General features: G+C 60.4%; 14 protein-coding genes. All 14 read right to left on the bottom strand.

Translation table 11 applies throughout. From position 1 onward, the window contains the following. Positions 1 to 20 precede the first annotated feature (20 nt). The 14 genes from AWR35_RS10805 to glmS all read right to left on the bottom strand — a co-directional run bounded on the left by AWR35_RS10805 (position 21) and on the right by glmS (position 16969). A complete protein-coding gene (locus AWR35_RS10805) occupies positions 21 to 1172 on the bottom strand; it encodes a hypothetical protein (RefSeq protein WP_156413984.1) in 1152 nt (383 codons plus the stop codon). After that, on the bottom strand, positions 1169 to 2104 hold the full coding sequence (locus tag AWR35_RS09755; protein ID WP_066185137.1) for an NAD-dependent epimerase/dehydratase family protein: 936 nt from the start codon (positions 2102 to 2104) through the stop codon (positions 1169 to 1171). The genes AWR35_RS10805 and AWR35_RS09755 overlap by 4 nt, the downstream gene beginning before the upstream one ends. A gap of 7 nt (positions 2105 to 2111) precedes the next feature. After that, complete coding sequence (locus tag AWR35_RS09750) at positions 2112 to 5534, bottom strand: glycosyltransferase (protein ID WP_058575750.1); 3423 nt, start codon at positions 5532 to 5534, stop codon at positions 2112 to 2114. Positions 5535 to 5565: 31 nt separating this feature from the next. Continuing rightward, positions 5566 to 6117 (bottom strand): dTDP-4-dehydrorhamnose 3,5-epimerase, encoded by a 552-nt coding sequence (gene rfbC, locus AWR35_RS09745; protein ID WP_058575749.1) that lies wholly within the window; start codon positions 6115 to 6117, stop codon positions 5566 to 5568. Continuing rightward, positions 6117 to 7031, bottom strand: coding sequence for a glucose-1-phosphate thymidylyltransferase RfbA (rfbA, locus tag AWR35_RS09740; protein WP_058575748.1), 915 nt, complete (start codon positions 7029 to 7031; stop codon positions 6117 to 6119). The genes rfbC and rfbA overlap by 1 nt, the downstream gene beginning before the upstream one ends. Next, the gene (locus tag AWR35_RS09735; RefSeq protein WP_058575747.1) at positions 7028 to 7414 is read right to left on the bottom strand and encodes a four helix bundle protein; all 387 of its coding nucleotides are present in this window, start codon (positions 7412 to 7414) and stop codon (positions 7028 to 7030) included. Before AWR35_RS09735 ends, rfbA begins: the two co-directional genes overlap by 4 nt. A 79-nt stretch (positions 7415 to 7493) precedes the next feature. Then, positions 7494 to 8387 (bottom strand): dTDP-4-dehydrorhamnose reductase, encoded by an 894-nt coding sequence (gene rfbD, locus AWR35_RS09730; protein WP_058575746.1) that lies wholly within the window; start codon positions 8385 to 8387, stop codon positions 7494 to 7496. Continuing rightward, positions 8384 to 9442: a dTDP-glucose 4,6-dehydratase gene (gene rfbB, locus AWR35_RS09725; protein ID WP_058575745.1), complete on the bottom strand. Its 1059-nt coding sequence runs from the start codon at positions 9440 to 9442 to the stop codon at positions 8384 to 8386. The genes rfbD and rfbB overlap by 4 nt, the downstream gene beginning before the upstream one ends. A gap of 75 nt (positions 9443 to 9517) precedes the next feature. Beyond that, entirely contained in the window at positions 9518 to 10672 is a 1155-nt protein-coding gene (locus tag AWR35_RS09720) for a glycosyltransferase family 4 protein (protein ID WP_058575744.1), read from the bottom strand. Between the two features lie 76 nt (positions 10673 to 10748). Next, positions 10749 to 11831, bottom strand: a complete 1083-nt coding sequence (locus AWR35_RS09715; protein ID WP_058575743.1) for a glycosyltransferase family 4 protein — start codon at positions 11829 to 11831, stop codon at positions 10749 to 10751. Further along, positions 11828 to 12772 carry a glycosyltransferase family 2 protein gene (locus AWR35_RS09710; RefSeq protein WP_058575790.1) on the bottom strand — a complete coding sequence of 315 codons (945 nt, stop codon included), beginning with the start codon at positions 12770 to 12772 and terminating at the stop codon, positions 11828 to 11830. The genes AWR35_RS09715 and AWR35_RS09710 overlap by 4 nt, the downstream gene beginning before the upstream one ends. 61 nt (positions 12773 to 12833) lie before the next feature. Then, positions 12834 to 13766, bottom strand: coding sequence for a glycosyltransferase family 2 protein (locus tag AWR35_RS09705; RefSeq protein ID WP_197408190.1), 933 nt, complete (start codon positions 13764 to 13766; stop codon positions 12834 to 12836). A gap of 31 nt (positions 13767 to 13797) precedes the next feature. Then, positions 13798 to 15087: a nucleotide sugar dehydrogenase gene (locus tag AWR35_RS09700; RefSeq protein ID WP_058575741.1), complete on the bottom strand. Its 1290-nt coding sequence runs from the start codon at positions 15085 to 15087 to the stop codon at positions 13798 to 13800. A gap of 28 nt (positions 15088 to 15115) precedes the next feature. After that, positions 15116 to 16969 (bottom strand): glutamine--fructose-6-phosphate transaminase (isomerizing), encoded by a 1854-nt coding sequence (gene glmS, locus AWR35_RS09695; RefSeq protein WP_058575740.1) that lies wholly within the window; start codon positions 16967 to 16969, stop codon positions 15116 to 15118. Positions 16970 to 17074 lie beyond the last annotated feature (105 nt).

Raw genomic sequence — 17074 nt, 5'->3', positions numbered from 1 at the left:
TCTGGCTGGGACATTACCAGCTATTGGTGGTGAAAATTCTTATATTGAGCAAGAGCTTCCGACAAAAATCTTGCAGCGTCACGAGCGGGCTGGCAACGGCTGTCTCGAGCCACCTGGACTGACTTCTCAAAACTTTTAAACGCTTTAGGAGAAGTTTTTTCAAAAAACTGAAGAACGGGAGAAAACTGATCAGGATCTAATTCACCAGCCTGCTTCCAAGAATCACTCAAAACATCATCCGCGGTTTTAACGAAAAGTGCATCAGGCCCGTGCCGCCGGACGTATTTACTAGCCAAACGGCGGTTACTATCTTGATATGCAGTCAAGATTTCTGCGCGTTCCCCAGGAGAAAGAATTCTAAACTGATCACGCGCCCCCTTATTCCTTTGTGAAAACTCAATTAAGACTGAGTTGATATCCACACCAGCCCCATAGAACTTAACACTATTACATAACCTTTTGAAATCATGCGCCAGTGCATTGAGAGACTCGTTTACAGGTCGCTCGGGCAGTTCATAGAATTTACCGGATGCGACACCGATCGCAGACAAAAAATCGTTAAAGATCGAACCACCCTCAAACTGTGATTTCTCATAAGGGCGAACCTCGACATGCTCCTCACCAAAAATGCGCGCCCACCGATCCACAAATTGCTCGTAATCACAAAATTGAGGCTTGGTCAATTTTTCTAGAGGAATCTCGGCTCCACTTAAAACGGAGTGTTTGTAACGAGATTCAACCCAATCATCTTGAGGCCTCACGTAGACCAAGACCTCGACATCATCGAAATTGGACCTTACAAAATCAAGAAATAGGGGAAAGTTAGGCTTGGCAGGTGATTTAAAAAGGCACTCACTCGATATAACAACTTTTTCCTTGTCACGAATCTCAGATTTAAGCTTACGTAGCAGTCGGCGCAAGGTGCGCTTGTCAAAACCATTCATCTCAAATATAGAAAAAGGTATCTCGTGGTGAGAATGGTCCCACCACATACCGGTTCCCGGGTAGTAAATCCCGGCATCACGATCAAGTCTCGTTCGATTTTTATATATGAATTGCTGGATCGCGGACGTTCCGGTCTTATCCATACCCACATGCAGGATCAGCGTCCTATGTGCAATGTCGCCTTCCTTCCTAAAAAAGCGCGAAACAAAAGGCATTCGTCCAATCACAAAAATTCGCTCCGCATAACTTGTGCGAGTTTTCCCACTCCGTTTTTAAGTTCGACCCTCGGAACCCACTCAAGAAGCCTTCGCGCTCGAGTAATGTCCAGGTAAACCGCCGGCACATCAAAGCTGCGTCCGGCGAGAAATTCCTTCTGGACCGGTCCACACGCCCGCTCGACGCAATCAATCACCTCAAGCAGGCTATGACCTCGCCCTGCTCCAACATTGATCACTCCCGTGGCTCGCTTAGACGAAAGCACGGCTAGGAGTGCCGACACCACGTCATCAATATGTACATAGTCACGAACCACCGAGCCGTCGCCCCATATCTGGATCGCCTCACCTTGCAGTGCGCGATAGCAAAACGCGGCAATTACACCCTGACCGCGATGCGGCGACTGGTGAGGGCCATAGGGGTTCGATAATCGGACGGCGCAGGTCTCGAGCCCATGGAGGTGCCGATAGATCTGCAAGTACTTCTCCACGGAAAGCTTGACCACGCCGTAGGAGCAAATGGGTTCGGTCGGATGGGTCTCCGACACCGGCAGGGATTCCGGCTTGCCGTAGACGGTGCCACCGGACGAGATGAAGACGAACTTCCTGATACGGTGACGCGAGGCGGCATCCAGCAGGCCGAGCGTACCGACCAGGTTGACCCGCACGTCGCCGACCGGATCCTCGTTGGACGTCTTGGGGATGGTGCTCGACGCGAGATGATAGACCGCATCACATCCATCCATGGCCCACTCAACCACATCGGGTTCGGTGAAACTACCCTCCACCGACTCCAGCGATTCGTGTTCGAAGGCCGGCGATTGAAGGTCTAGGCATCGCACCGTCATGCCCTCGGCGAGCAACCCCTCGATCAAGTGACGGCCTACGAACCCGGACCCGCCGACCACCAACACGCGTTTCACTTGGCCCCAGTTCATGCTCATCCCGTTCTCACCCGTCCGTGGCCAGGGCGGCACGGTAGGCCCGGTCATACTGCTCACTGAGCACTTCCGGATCGAAACGCGCTGCCGCCTCCGGGACACGGGTCTTGAGTTCAGCCATGCCGGCTTCGTCATTCGCCAGCCGGGCGATTCGTTCGCCGAGGTCGGTTACGTCGATTGACCAACCATCGAGCTCGAACAGCTCACCCGCGACCCCCGTGTCCGTTTGCAGCATGTAGGGGATCTCCCCCACGGCACTAGCTAGAACCGGTGTGCCCGTATGGAGGCAGTCGATCACGACCAGTGGGAAACTTTCGCCTTCGAAGCGGGACGGCAGGAACCCGAGGTCCGACGCCGCAAAATACCCGCGAATATCGTTGCGGAACCCTTCGAGGTGGACGTAGCCCGGCGGGGGGGCGGCGGTGAGCTCGTCGTACACCGGCCCTTCACCGATGAGGACCAGGTGGATGTCCTGACCTGATCGAGCTCGCGCGGCCTCCACGGCCTCGATCGCCTCGTACCACCCCTTGTCGGGAATCGCCCTTGAGACGAGCGTCAACACGAACGCCTCCGGTGCAATGCCAAGCTGTGCGCGATCAATCGGTTCACAAGGATAGACATCGAGCGCGTTGTCGATACGCACGATGGAACCCCGATCCGCCAGCCCATGTGCCTTCAGCGCGCCGAGATTCTTCTCGGCCGTGTAAACGATGCGCGCCGAACGCTCGGCCAAGCGCGGCAGGATCAACTGGAGGTCCGTATCTTCGATTGTCTCGTACATGCCGTGAAGAGTGACCACCGTTTTCACCGGGCTGGATTCGGGCAGAAGATTCAGGATCGTGTTGTCTACCCATGCATGGTGGGAATGAATCACGTCGATACCGAATCGCTCGGTGATTTGCTGCAACCCGGTGACGTCGGTGACCACCGGGATGTCGGGTCTCAGGCGACGACGGATTTCCTCGACGCGCGGCTCCTGGTGGCAATCGAGAAAGGTGACGTTGTACCCCACCCGCTTCATCAGGTTGGCCAACTGAATCGGGAACGTTTCCCCTCCGCCAGCACAGAAGCCGTAGCCGGCCATCAGCAGGTTCGGGAACCGTTCACTTGCCTCGTCCCGAATCCGGTCAAGGCTATAGCAAGCCTCGAAGCGATCTCTCGAGAAATCGTCGCGCGTCTGCCGCCAATGTTCTATCAGGTTGCCCCTCTGACGCCTGAACACCTTGTCGGGCACGTCGAAGTACATCTGAACGGTCTTGGCGACAATCTCATGCTCGATGTAGAAAGCATCGTCCTTGTAGCTGTCGACCGAGGTATTCGCACCATGAATACGGTAATAATTGACCGCGTCGGGCGAGTAGCCGAGCAGCCCTCCGCGGATCAGATGCAGGTAGAGCACCCAGTCCCCGCAAGTCCTCATCTTTCGCCAGATGGGATCTTTGAGTACTTCGAGCTCCTGGCGCCGAAAAAGCGCGGAGCTGACGTTCGGGATGATGTTCTTGATTGAGAACGCGTCCCGAACGATCTCGTGAGCCGTCTCAACGAATGGCTCATTCCAGCGGTCATGGTCGATATCGCTCAGGTATTCCTGGATCGACCAGAACGGCTCACCCTCCGTTCCGCGGATGAAGGTGGTTGCACCATAGGCCAGGTTCACCGCCTCGTTACGGAAAAACGGCACCAGTGTGGCAAGAAAGTTTTCACTGCAGGCATCGTCACTCTCCGCGATCCACACGATCTCGCCCCGCGCGAGATCAAGACCTTTCTGCCACTGGTAAAACACGCCCCCCGAATTTTCCTCGTTCACCACCAGCCGGGTGCGGTCCGGATGTTCGCGTTCGTAGGATTCGAGGATGGACACGCTCTCGTCGGACGAGCAATCGTCCAGCAGGATCACCTCGAAACGCCGATACGTCTGCCCGTAGATGCTGTCGAGGCGCTCCCGCAGATAGGTCGCATGGTTGTAATTCGGGACGATGACGCTGACCAGCGGCTCGAATGCACCGGCAACGTCATGAGCCTGGTAGGCCTCGTACAACGATGAGGGATCGTCGTTTGTCGGCCGGCTTGAGGCCAGCAGCGGTTGCTTGATCGAGAACAGGTGCCGGTCCGCGAAGCGGAACACCGGGCGAACAACGCCTTTCCGGATCACCTCGGAAGTACGAGGAAAATGCTGCCGCAGCCGGACATAGGCCTTCAGCGCAAGGCGGCGGAAACCCAGCCAAAAATTCAAAAGGCGATTCGATGCCTTTCGACGGAGGCGACCCAGATGCCGCAATGGCGCCGTAATCCGCCAAGACCGTGAGTTTTCCATCGCACAGATTCTGGCTTCAAGCTCGTTGCGGACCGCTTCTATTTGGCCATGCATATTCTCCAGCTCACTAAGCGAACTGTCCAGCTCCTTGCTTGCAGCCTTTAACTCGCTATGTACCGCATCACGATCTTTCACGGCTTCAATAAGTTGCGCATCTACAGACTCGACTCTCTCCTGAAGCGCTTGTTTCTCCGCCCCGTATTGACGGCAGCGGCGTATTACCCGAGAAAGCGAGTTCAAGGCGATCTTCTCGATCACACCCCCGGATCGTTTCGGATCGAGCACACCTATCAACTTTCTGGCATTAAAGTGGAATTTGTCAGCGGAAGTCAGCGCTTCCAGTGCTTCAAATACTTCCAGAGCCTCTGGTAGTGCATGCAAAAGCGTCTTGCGAGCAGCCACATCTTCTTGACTTCGATGTAGTGATGCATCGACGAAACCCTCACAGAACGTCGCCAGACGAGTCTCATCGGGCTGGAGGTCAAGATAACGCGCCAGATCCCGAAGCACACGCTTGGGATCCTCAAGAAGGGCGCGATAGGACACCAGGGTGTTATGGCACCCCTCGGTCTGCTCGAGGGATTGCCGTGTCAGACTTAACCAGAGAGCCCCTCCTTCCGGCAGGACACGGCCGTATTCGTAGAATGACGGGTTCTTTTGAATCCGGCTCGCTTGAGACAACGCGACTTCCACCGGGCTACGGACGACGTGAATGAAGAACGTCTGGTCAGGACCAAACCCGCATTCTTCAAAGATCGGCTGCCAGAAAGACAGCAACTGACACAGGCGGGGATCCTTGATCGCCACCACTTCGACATCGTCGAAAAGCCGGTGAAACAGCTCACTCGCCTCGGCCCGCCAAGAAGAGAGATCAAGTGACTCGGAAGCTAGACGCGCATCGAATGCTGGGTTATCCCAGACACCGCCCAGTTGCTCCAACAGTTTTTCATTGAGAGCGACGATATCGGGTTGCTCGAAGAACCCCTTGCGGTTGTCCTCATTCACATAGATCTCGTCGATACGGAGATCGGCCCCCAAGGCCTCAATGGCGGCCGTGCACAACGAGGTGCCCGAGCGATGCGGGCCGAGAACGACGATGAGTTTCTTCGATGACGTCATGTAAAATCAGGGTTGTCTGGTCAGTTGGGAACTAGTCGTCAAACAGGTCGGCTTGTCCAAAGGACGGACTCTCCCGATCCTTGGCGGACAGACTGATTTCAGCGACCGAAGGCCATTCGATGCCGATTTCGGGATCGTCCCATTGGATCGACCGCTCGTGATCGGGGGCATAGAACGACGTGGTCTTGTACAGAAATTCCGCCGTGTCGGAGAGTGTGAGAAACCCGTGAGCGAACCCTTCGGGAACCCACATCTGCTTCTTGTTCTCGGCGGAGAGCCTCGCACCCACCCACTGCCCGAAAGTCGGGGAATTACGGCGGATGTCGACAGCAACGTCGAACACCTCGCCCTGCACGACCCGCACCAGCTTGCCCTGCGCGAACGGTGGCAACTGGTAATGAAGGCCACGCAACACGCCACGGACCGAACGGGAATGATTGTCCTGGACGAAGCTGACGGAACGCCCGACCGCCTCGTCGAAGCGCTTCTGGTTGTAACTCTCGAAGAAGAAACCCCGTTCGTCACCGAACACGGTAGGTTCGATCAGCAGGACGTCCGGAATGTCGAGCGGAAAGGCTTTCATCAAAACACCTTCTCGTTAAGTACCTGCCGCAGGTAGCGACCGTAACCGTTCTTCAGCAGCGGACGAGCGAGTGCCTCCAGTTGCTCGGCGCCGATCCAGCCTGACCGGAAGGCAATCTCCTCCGGGCAGGCCACCTTGAGGCCCTGACGTTGCTCGAGCGTGGCGATGAACTGGCCGGCATCCAGCAGGGATTCGTGCGTGCCGGTATCGAGCCAGGCGTAGCCTCGCCCCATGATCTCGACGTTCAGCTTGCCGGCATCCATGTAACCGCAATTGATGTCCGTGATCTCGAGTTCGCCGCGCGCGGATGGCTTTAGATCCTTGGCCATGTCGACGACGTCGTTGTCGTAGAAATAGAGACCGGTGACGGCATAGTTCGATTTCGGCTGTTCCGGCTTTTCTTCGAGCGATAGCACCTTGCCGTCCGCGTCGAACTCGGCCACGCCATATCGCTCGGGATCATGAACGTGGTAGGCGAACACCGAAGCGCCTTCCTGGCGCCCCATGGCGTTACCGAGGAGTTCGTCGAAATGATGGCCGTAGAAAATGTTGTCCCCGAGCACCAGCGCGCACGGGTCGTTGCCGATGAACTCCTCGCCGATAACGAAAGCCTGTGCCAGGCCGTCCGGCGACGGCTGGACGGCGTACTGCAGGTTGAGCCCCCACTGCTCGCCGCTGCCTAGCAGCTGCTCGAAACGCGGCGTGTCCTGCGGCGTCGAGATGATGAGGATGTCACGGATTCCCGCCAGCATGAGTGTGCTCAACGGGTAGTAGATCATCGGCTTGTCGTACACGGGTAGCAGCTGCTTGCTCACGGAGAGCGTTGCCGGGTGCAACCGGGTGCCTGAGCCACCCGCGAGGATGATGCCTTTGCGGGTGACGGGGGATGAGTGACGGGTAACGGGTTGATTCATGCTTTCTGTTTGCGGTCGTTTCGTAGTTTGTTTTGCAGCCCGCCAATCAGGCGGAACATGCGCGAGATTTGTTCCGAGATCGATTCCGGATCTCTAAGAAACCCTAAGTGATGCGCAAGCATGCTCTGGGTTTCGAGTTCACTCAGCGAGCCACGTGCCATACCAAGAAAATGCGCAAATTCTTTGCAGCCATCCCGCCCTGCTCCCTCCGCAATGTTGGACGGTACGGAGACAGCAGCCCGGCGCATTTGTGATACGAGGCCGAATCGCTCTTCGGCGGGAAACTGTCGGGTTGCCTCATATACGTTTAATGCCAATCGCATGGTGACTTTCCATGCCTCGAGGTCGCGATGACCGCGAATGATACCGGCCTGCTCTTCCATGAGCGATGACTCCTGTTGTGGGTGACGGGTGACGGGTGACGGGTGACGGGTGACGCAACATTCTGTCACCTGTCACCCGTTACTTGTCACTGGCCCTCGTCACCTGATCAACCATGCGATCGACGTGAATGGTCCAGTCGGGAAGCTCGAGCGACAGTGCCTGTTCGAGGCTGCCCGAGTCCATGCGCGAATTCGATGGCCGGGCCGCCGGCGTCGGGAAGTCGGCCGTGCCGATAGCCTGGACGTCAGCGCCGCGCAGCTTGAGTTTACGGCCGTTGTCGATCGCCCGGTCGATGGCCCGAGATGCCAGTCCATGCCAGCTGGTCGCGCCGTTGGCAGTGAGGTGGTAGGTCCCGATCGGCAGATGGCCCTTGCGGTAACCGGCAAGGGCGATCGAGGTCACGTCCGCGATCAGCTCCGCGGAGGTTGGCGCGCCGACCTGATCAGCCACGACCTTGAGTTCGTCACGCTCCGCGGCCAGCCTCAACATGGTCTTGATGAAATTATGGCCATTTGCGGAATACACCCAGCTGGTGCGGAACACCAGGTGGTGGCAGCCACTTCCCCGGATCGCTTCCTCGCCCTCGAGCTTGGTTCGGCCGTACGCACTCTGCGGATTGGGCGAGTCATCGGGCAGATAGGCCCCGTCCTTGTCGCCGTCGAACACGTAGTCGGTCGAGTAGTGGATCAGCAGCGCATCATTTCGCGCCGCGTAATTGGCCATCGCGCGAACCGCGTCGGCGTTGATCGCTCTGGCGAGCTCCTCTTCCGACTCGGCCTTGTCCACGGCCGTATAGGCCGCCGCGTTGACGATGACATTAGGCCGCACCGCTTCCAGACACTCGCTCACGGCGTTCTGCTGCGCCAGGTCCACGGACTCGCTGCCCTTGGCGACGACCGGGCCGTGCGGCAGCAGGGTGCGCTGCAGTTCCGTGCCCACCTGACCGTTCTTGCCGAAAAGAAGCGTGGTCATGCGTACTGCGCCTCCACCCAGTCTCGATAGGCACCGGAAGTCACGTTCTCGACCCACACCTGGTTGTCGAGATACCAGTCGACGGTCTTGCGGATCCCGGTCTCGAAGGTCTCCTCGGGGCGCCAACCCAGTTCCCGTTCGATCTTCGAGGCATCGATCGCATAACGACGATCATGGCCGGGGCGATCCTTGACGAAGGTGATCTGCTCGGCGTAGGAGCGGCCGTCCTCGCGCGGCTGGCGCTCGTCCAGGATCGCGCACAGGGTCTCGACCACTTCCAGATTGGGCTTCTCGTTCCAGCCGCCCACGTTGTAGGTCTCACCCGTACGACCGTCCTCGAGCACCCGGCGGATGGCCGAGCAGTGATCCTTGACGTACAGCCAGTCGCGCACCTGCTGACCGTCGCCATAGATCGGCAGCGCCTTGCCCGCCAGCGCGTTGTGGATGACGAGCGGAATCAGCTTTTCCGGGAAATGGTACGGCCCGTAGTTGTTCGAGCAGTTGGTGGTCAGGACCGGCAGCCCGTAGGTGTGCAGGTACGAGCGAACAAGATGATCGGAGGCCGCCTTGGACGCCGAATAGGGACTGTTCGGCTCGTATCGGTGCTGCTCGGTAAACGCCGACTCGTCGGGCGAGAGCGTGCCGTAGACCTCGTCCGTCGAGACGTGCAGGAACCGGAAGTCCTCGCGATCCCCTTCAGGAAGGTCATTCCAGTAGCCCCGGACAGCCTCCAGCAGACGGAAGGTGCCGACGATATTCGTCTGGATGAACTCTTCGGGACCGAGGATCGAGCGATCCACGTGGCTCTCGGCGGCGAAGTTCACCACCGCCCGGGGACGATGCTCCTCGAGCAGCCGCGCCACCAGTTCCGTATCGCCGATGTCACCACGGACGAACACGTGACGGGAATCACCTTCCAGGGCGGCAAGGTTCTGGCGGTTGCCGGCATACGTCAGCAAATCGAGGTTGATGACCGGCTCGTCGGAAACGTCGAGCCAGTCGAGAACGAAATTGCTGCCGATGAAACCAGCACCGCCGGTAACTAATATGCTCATGATTGATTGTGTTGTGTTATGTGAATTGGCAAGTGGTTTCCGTCCCATTTTCTGGGAGGGCCGTTCGCGCCGGAATCAGTCATCGCCCTCTTGGCGATCTGCGGCGCGCGCAAGGACGTCACGATAAATGGCGAGATGCGCGTCCACGATTCGTTCGATGGCGAACTCCCGCTCTGCAAGCCTCCGCCCCGCCTCGCCCATCCGCCGCCGTCGTTCCGGGTCTTCAAGCAAGGAGCGAACCACACGCGCAAGTGCGTCAACATCACGCACCGGGACCAGCAATCCGCTCTCCCCCGGCTCGATCGCGTCGCGGCACCCCGGAACGTCCGTGGTCACGACTGCCCGACCGCAGGCCGCCGCCTCGACAAGACTTTTTGGCAACCCCTCCCGGTAGGAGGGCAGACAGACAATGTGCGATTCCGCGTACTGCCTTGCGATATCTGCACGATATCCGGGCAACGTGACATCGCCCTGCGTCCGCCAGCGCTCGACATCGGACGGCGCGACCGAGCTGGGGTTCCCCGGATCGGGCGAGCCAATCAGCCGGAATTCCGCGTCCACGCCCTCTGCACGCAGCCGTTGGGCCATTTGGACGAATTCGTCCACACCCTTGTCCCGCAGCAGGCGGGCCGCCATGGTAACCACCGGACGGCCTTCCGGTTCCGGGAGGTACGGATAATCCGCCAAACGGACACCCGAGCCCCGAATCAGGCGACCCTGCTCTGGCCGAACGGCACCAATCTGCACTAGCGCCGCCCGGTCGTCCGGGTTCTGGAAGATTACCCGGGCGTTCGGGTGGCCCAGGGCCAGTCGATACAGCCCGTGCACGATGCGCCGCACTATACCATCGCGACCGTCCATGAAGACGGCCCCCAACCCGGAAACCGCAGCGACCAGACCAGGAACGCCGGCCAGCCGTGCCGCAATACCTCCATACAGGACCGGCTTGATCGTCACCAGGTGCACGACGTCCGGACGAACGCGACACATCAACCGATACAACCGCCACAGACTCCACAGCTCCACGACCGGATTCGTTCCCCGGCGGGACAGTGAGATCGGGTGATGCATCATTCCGCGGGCGGTGATTTCCCGCGTTGCGCCTGCGTCGCTCAGTGGCGTGGCCACGTGAACCTCGTAGCCCTGTTGCTGTGCGGCCATCGCGACCGGCAACCGGTGCGAGAGGAAGAATTCGACGGAATTCACCACATAAAGCAGACGTCCTCTCACGCGACCGTCGCTCCCGAGTGGCGGTCAGCATCCAGCCGACCATGAATGCCGGGCTTCGTGAATGGCATCACTGCCCTCATTTCGAATACCCCGAATCGGCTGCCGACCGAAGGATCTCCACCAACCGGGGGGCCTGGGTCTGCAGGCTGTAGGATTCGCTGACGAATGCGCGTGCCGATTGACCCAGCGATCCTCGCGTTTCTGGTGACCGAAGGAGGCTGAGAAGGCTTTCAAGCCACTCCTTGTCGTCACTCGCCAGATAGCCGCTACATTCCGGCGAGACAAGCTCGACGTTGACCCCGACCGGCGACGCCACCACCGGGACACCGCATGCCATGTACTGGATAAGCTTGTAGCCGCATTTACCGCGTTCCCACGGCGAGTCCGGCAGCGGCATCACGCCGACATCGAACTGCTGGATGGCAGAGACTTCCGAACTCTCGGTCCACGGCCACACCTCTACCGAACTGCCCTCGAAATCCCCGGGACGCGCTCCCACAGCAACGAACCGGACGTCCATCTGCCGCCGGATGTCGGCAAACACCGGCAACAATTCCCGGAGATAGCGACTGGTCGATGGAGAGCCGATCCACCCCACCACCGGCACTCGATGTGACGACGTCGTCTCGATGCCCTTCGGTGTGTAGCGCTCGATATCGACCACGGTAGGAACAATCTCGATCCGGCTGGCGCCCGCCTCCCGTGCACGAGCCGCCAGATATCGGTTACCGGCGACCACGACGGCGGCGTGGCGCATGACGACATCGACCTTCCGACCAAGCAGCCAACGTATCAGCGGGCTCCGGTGCCGGTCGTAGCGATGAAACAGGGCATCGTCGTAGTCGGCAACGTACCGCACGCCCAACCGTTCGAGCACTCGCTCGGCGATGGCCGGCAGGAACGGAAACAGCTCCTTCTCGATCACGACCAGATCGTAGCGCCCGACTCCCAGCAGCGTCCGAAGCCGCCGGACATAACCGCGAACCATCTCGCCCCACGCCCGGCGGCCGTCGTAGAGAGCCTCCAGATAGCGATTGGAAAACAGCGGAACGACATCCACCTCGACCCCCTCGGCACGAAATCGATCGAGATACTGCAAGTAGCGCACCCGGCTGCTGGCGCCAAGTGAGCCATAGCGTGACAGCAGCAACAGCTTCATGCCTTGCCTCTTCCCTCACCCCGGAGAATGGAAGGCAGGCTGCCCAGCAGGAGACGGTAGCCTCCCATGGTGTTCGCAACGCCGCCCACGTCACCTCTCGCGAGGCAAAAAACGGAGCGGCTTAGGGGCTCGACAAACAGGGTGACGCCCACGAGCAGCCACGCCCGCCCTGCGGGAAAATGCTTGAAACCGTAAAGCAGGCGACTGCGCAGCGAGTAGTACAATCGGCGGGCCTTGATCTGGCCGGACGTGCCACCTCCGGCATGGAAAGCGCGGGCCTCCGCCAGGTAGCGCACGCGCCAGCCAGCCAGGCGGGCGCGGTAGGAAAGGTCCACCTCCTCGAAATAGACGAAGAAGCGCTCATCGAAGCCGTCGAGCGCATCGAACACCGATCGCCTCACGACGAAGAACGCCCCGATCACCTGCTCGACATCCCGACTGGACTGGTGATCCCAGTCGAGCATCTTCATGCCCGTTCCGCGCAACCCCGGCAACTTGGTCAGGCCGATCGCCTGCGCCGCAAGCCGTCCCAACGTCGGTGCCCGCGAGCAACTGCGCTCGACCTTGCCATCCGGGTTCATCAACTGGACGCCGAGAATACCGATTCGCCCGTTTTCCGATGCCAGCATCTCGTCAGCGACCCGCTCCAGTGTCCCGTCAAAGACCTCGGCATCCGGATTCAGGAACAGGATCAGATCGCCCTCGCTCGCCATCGCTCCTTGATTGCACGCCCGGCCGAAGCCGACATTCATCTCGTTGCGGATGAGCGTGACGGGACGGTCGGACACATGGGGCAAGGGGTCTGCCGAACCATCCGTCGAAGCGTTGTCGACCACTACCACTCGCACCGAGAGCGTACCGACAAACCGGGACAGCGATTTCAGACAGTTACGCAACTGGTCACCGGAATTCCAGTTCACGATGACGATGTCGATGCTCAAACGGTTCTTCACCGGGACAAACCCACTCTGTTTATGCGCTCGGTACGTCGGCGCTCGCCTATCAAATGCGCGCGATCAGATCCTTGAGGACGCTTTGCATCCCATTCGAGTAGCGTGTGTAGTCACCGCGCACCCACCCCCGGATTACAGGGACCAAGGCCTTCTCGGCGCCGATCCGATCGTCAAGGTGCGAACACTTCCTCTCGATCTCCCGCCGTGCTGCCTCCGGCAATGCCCGGGAACGTTCGTTCAATGTCCGCATTTGTCGATACGACAGCCTCAAGTCACCCCGTTGGCGCAGGCGCCCCATGATGGATTGCCGACCGGCTCCGAGCTGGTTTCTGCCATGTTGCCGGTAGTCGATCAGAGGCTGATCGATACCGACAATCCCGCCTTGCAGGATCAGATGGAGCGCTATCCAGTAGTCATGCACCCACTCCGTCGGGAACGGCTGGATTGCGGACACATTATCCATACGAAAGGCGAAAGTCGCCCCCGTTATCACGTTGCGCTTGAGCAATTCCCGGAAGCCGACCATGCCCCCCTGAGCCAGCTTTTCGAGCACGGGCCGATCGACGCCGGTTCGCTGCCAAAGTGTCCGGCCGAGAGAGCTGCCATTTGCATCGGTCAGGCGAGCATCCGAAAACACGCCCACAGCCCGGGGATTCTCTTCAAACGCCCGACAAGTCCGCGCGATGCGGTCGCTCCGCCAGACATCGTCCTGGTCGGACAACAGCACGATGTCCCCACGGCAAGCTGACAGTGCGTTTTCGAAGGCCCGAGTCGAACCCAGATTCTTCGTATGGCGCTCGATACGGACGGGAAACTGCACCTTGTCCCGGAACGCCATGAGCAATTCGACGGTGGCGTCAGAGGAACCGTCGTCGCAGGCGACCAGTTCGTCAGGAGCACGAGTCTGGCAGCGGATGCTCTCGAGTTGCTCCGCGAGGTGCGGCTCCCCGTTGAAGGTGGCCATGGCGACGGAGATATTCATGCTCGAATCGGACAACCCGAGAGTCACGTTCTCAGAGGCGGCCATCCACCTCGTCTCGCGGCAGGATGTGCTTGATGTCGTAGACCATGCCCTGATCGTGTACCAGCCGTCGGACACCGGACCCGCCGAGTTGGACAAACTGGTCGTGCGCCACAGCAATCACGACCGCGTCGAAGGTGCCCGGAGCCGGATCCGGATCCAGCTCGAGGCCGTACTCGTGCCGGGCCTCGGTTGCGTCGACCCAAGGGTCGTGGACGTGTACGTCGACGTTGTACTGCTCGAGGTGGTGGACGACGTCGACCACGCGCGTGTTGCGCAGATCCGGGCAGTTCTCCTTGAAGGCCAGCCCCAGGATCAGGACCTTGGAATCGACCACCTGCAGGCGATGCTTGGTCATCAACTGCACCACCTGGGCGGCGACGTACTCGCCCATGCCATCGTTGGTCCGTCGGCCGGCGAGGATCATCTCCGGATGACAACCTATTTCCTGCGCTTTCTGGGTCAGATAGTACGGATCCACGCCGATGCAGTGGCCACCGACCAGCCCCGGTTTGAACGGCAGAAAGTTCCACTTCGTGGCGGCGGCGTCGAGCACGGCCTGGGTGTCGATGCCCATCTTGTTGAAGAGCATCGCCAGTTCGTTGACCAGCGCGATATTCACGTCCCGCTGGGTGTTCTCGATCACCTTGGCGGCCTCTGCAACGCGAATCGCGGGCGCGAGGTGGGTTCCCGCCCGTATGACGCGATTGTAGAGCGCGTCGATGAACGCGGCCGCTTCCGGGGTCGAGCCGGAGGTGACCTTCCTGATGTCGGCCACCCGGTGTTCCTTGTCGCCGGGGTTGATCCGCTCCGGGCTGTAGCCGACGAAGAAGTCCTCGTTGAACGTCAGGCCGCTGACCTGCTCGAGCACCGGGACGCAGTCCTCCTCCGTCGCCCCGGGATAGACGGTCGACTCGTAGATGACCACGTCCCCGCGGCGGAGCGACTGCCCGACGGTACGCGAGGCGGAAAGCAGCGGCGACAGATCCGGGCGCTTGTACTTGTCGATCGGCGTCGGCACCGTCACGACATAGACGTTCGCGTCCGCCAGCTCCTCGATCCGGTCGGTATACGACAGGTTCCCGGACACCTGCCCGAGCTCCTCGCCCTCGACCTCCATGGTGTGGTCATAACCACGCGAGAGTTCCTCGATCCGACGCGAATCGACATCGAAACCGACAACGGTCTGACGATGGGCGAAGGCCACGGCGAGCGGCAACCCGACGTATCCCAGACCGACCACGGCGAGGCGAACGTCGTTTTCTTCCGGCAGCGAGGCCATGTTTTCAGGGGCATCCTTGCTCACGGCATTACTCCACGGTGACCGACTTGGCGAGGTTGCGGGGCTGATCGACGTCCGTGCCCTTGAGCACCGCGACGTGATAGGCCAGCAACTGCAGCGGGATGTTGAAGATGATCGGCGCGCTGATGCGCCCCACGTGTGACGTCACCGGCAGGACATGCGTAAAGCCGGACGACGAAAGCCCGGCACGCTCGTCGGCGAAGACGAACAGCTCGGCGCCCCGTGCCGTCACCTCGGCAATATTGGACTTGAGCTTGTCGAGCAGCTCGTTCTGCGGCGCGATGGTGATCACCGGCATGGTCTCGTCGATCAGCGCCAGCGGGCCGTGCTTGAGCTCACCGGCCGGATACGCCTCGGCGTGGATGTAGCTGATCTCCTTGAGCTTGAGCGCCCCTTCCATTGCGATCGGGTACATCGGCCCACGCCCGAGAAACAGGGCGTGCTCCTTCTCCACCAGCAATTCGGCCAGTTCGCGTACGCGATCGCCGTGATCCAGCGCATTCTGGATGCGACCAGGCACCTTCTCCAGCCCCTCGACAATGCGCTGCTCGACCTCCTCATCCATGCGCCCGCTGGCGCGCCCCACCGCCAACAACAGCAGCGCGAGCGAAACCAGTTGCGTGGAGAACGCCTTGGTCGATGCCACCGAGATCTCGGGGCCGGCACGTGTCATCAGCACCAGGTCCGACTCGCGCACCAGCGACGATTCGGGCGCGTTGCAGATGGCGAGCACGGGACGAGTCGAGTCGACGCGCTTGAGCATGCGGACCGCGGCGAGCGTGTCCGCCGTCTCGCCCGACTGCGACAGCGCGACGATCAGCGTGTTGGGACTGACCACCGGGTTGCGGTAATGAAATTCGGAGGCCACCTCCACCGAACAGGGCATCTGCAGGATGTCCTCGAACCAGTAGCGAGCGACCAGCCCCGCGTGGTAGCTCGTGCCGCAGGCGATGATCTGCACGCGCTCGACACCGGCGAAGATCTTGTCGGCCCCCACGCCGAAGGCCGCCGGCAGGATGTGTCCCTGGGCGATGCGCGCCTCGAGCGTGTCGGCGATGGCTTGCGGCTGCTCGTGGATTTCCTTGAGCATGAAGTGGCGGAAACGTCCCCGGTCGGCGCTTTCCGCGCGCTGCGCGGACTGGCGTACGGGGCGCTCGACGGCCTTGCCCGACACGTCGGTGATCGCAAGCGCATCGCGGGTGATGACGGCCCGGTCACCCTCTTCCAGGTAGACGAACGACTGCGTGACCGGCAGGAGGGCCAAGGCATCCGAGGCGGCAAAATGCTCGCCGATGCCGACACCGATAACCAGCGGGCTGCCCTGGCGGGCGACGAACAGGGTTTCGGGCGCATCGGTCATCACGACGGCCAGCGCAAAGGCCCCTTGCAGGCGATCGACCGCGGCATCGAACGCTTCCCGGGGGGAAAGCCCCGTTTCCAGGTAGCGATGAATCAGGTGGGCGATGACTTCCGTGTCGGTATCCGAAGCAAAGGTGCAGCCGGCTGCCGCCAGCTCGTCCTTCAGGGCACTGAAGTTCTCGATGATGCCGTTGTGCACCACCGCGACCCGTCCTTGATCGAGACTCGGGGCGAGATGCGGATGGGCGTTGCGCTCGACCGGTACGCCATGGGTCGCCCAACGGGTGTGGGCAATGCCGAGCTGCCCCGAAAGCGGTTCCGCCTCCAGCTTTTCCGCCAATGCGGCGACCTTGCCCACCGCCCGCACGGATGCCAGCCCCTGCTCGTCGTCGAGGAGCGCCAGGCCGGCCGAGTCATAGCCGCGATATTCCAGTCGCCGCAATCCTTCAAGAAGGATCGGGCCAACCTGTCGCTCCGCGACTGCTGCGACGATTCCGCACATGAGTCCGTTTCCCGTTGGGCTCTGAGTAATTGGCATGGGATTGTATCGCAAAGCCCCGAGTTCCCGGGCAGCGATCGCGACAGAAAGGCGACCATGCCGTCCGCC

Source organism: Guyparkeria sp. WRN-7 (genome assembly GCF_001641825.1).
In the GTDB taxonomy this organism is placed as follows: Bacteria; Pseudomonadota; Gammaproteobacteria; order Halothiobacillales; family Halothiobacillaceae; genus Guyparkeria.
This window is presented reverse-complemented; position numbering and strand designations above follow the sequence as displayed.

Coding starts and splice junctions, on each gene's coding strand:
- AWR35_RS09755 (WP_066185137.1), bottom strand. CDS start 2,104: ATGAGCATGAACTGGGGCCAAGTGAAACGCGTGTTGGTGGTCGGCGGG.
- AWR35_RS09750 (WP_058575750.1), bottom strand. CDS start 5,534: ATGACGTCATCGAAGAAACTCATCGTCGTTCTCGGCCCGCATCGCTCG.
- rfbC (WP_058575749.1), bottom strand. CDS start 6,117: ATGAAAGCCTTTCCGCTCGACATTCCGGACGTCCTGCTGATCGAACCT.
- rfbA (WP_058575748.1), bottom strand. CDS start 7,031: ATGAATCAACCCGTTACCCGTCACTCATCCCCCGTCACCCGCAAAGGC.
- AWR35_RS09735 (WP_058575747.1), bottom strand. CDS start 7,414: ATGGAAGAGCAGGCCGGTATCATTCGCGGTCATCGCGACCTCGAGGCA.
- rfbD (WP_058575746.1), bottom strand. CDS start 8,387: ATGACCACGCTTCTTTTCGGCAAGAACGGTCAGGTGGGCACGGAACTG.
- rfbB (WP_058575745.1), bottom strand. CDS start 9,442: ATGAGCATATTAGTTACCGGCGGTGCTGGTTTCATCGGCAGCAATTTC.
- AWR35_RS09715 (WP_058575743.1), bottom strand. CDS start 11,831: ATGAAGCTGTTGCTGCTGTCACGCTATGGCTCACTTGGCGCCAGCAGC.
- AWR35_RS09705 (WP_197408190.1), bottom strand. CDS start 13,766: ATGAATATCTCCGTCGCCATGGCCACCTTCAACGGGGAGCCGCACCTC.
- AWR35_RS09700 (WP_058575741.1), bottom strand. CDS start 15,087: ATGGCCTCGCTGCCGGAAGAAAACGACGTTCGCCTCGCCGTGGTCGGT.
- glmS (WP_058575740.1), bottom strand. CDS start 16,969: ATGTGCGGAATCGTCGCAGCAGTCGCGGAGCGACAGGTTGGCCCGATC.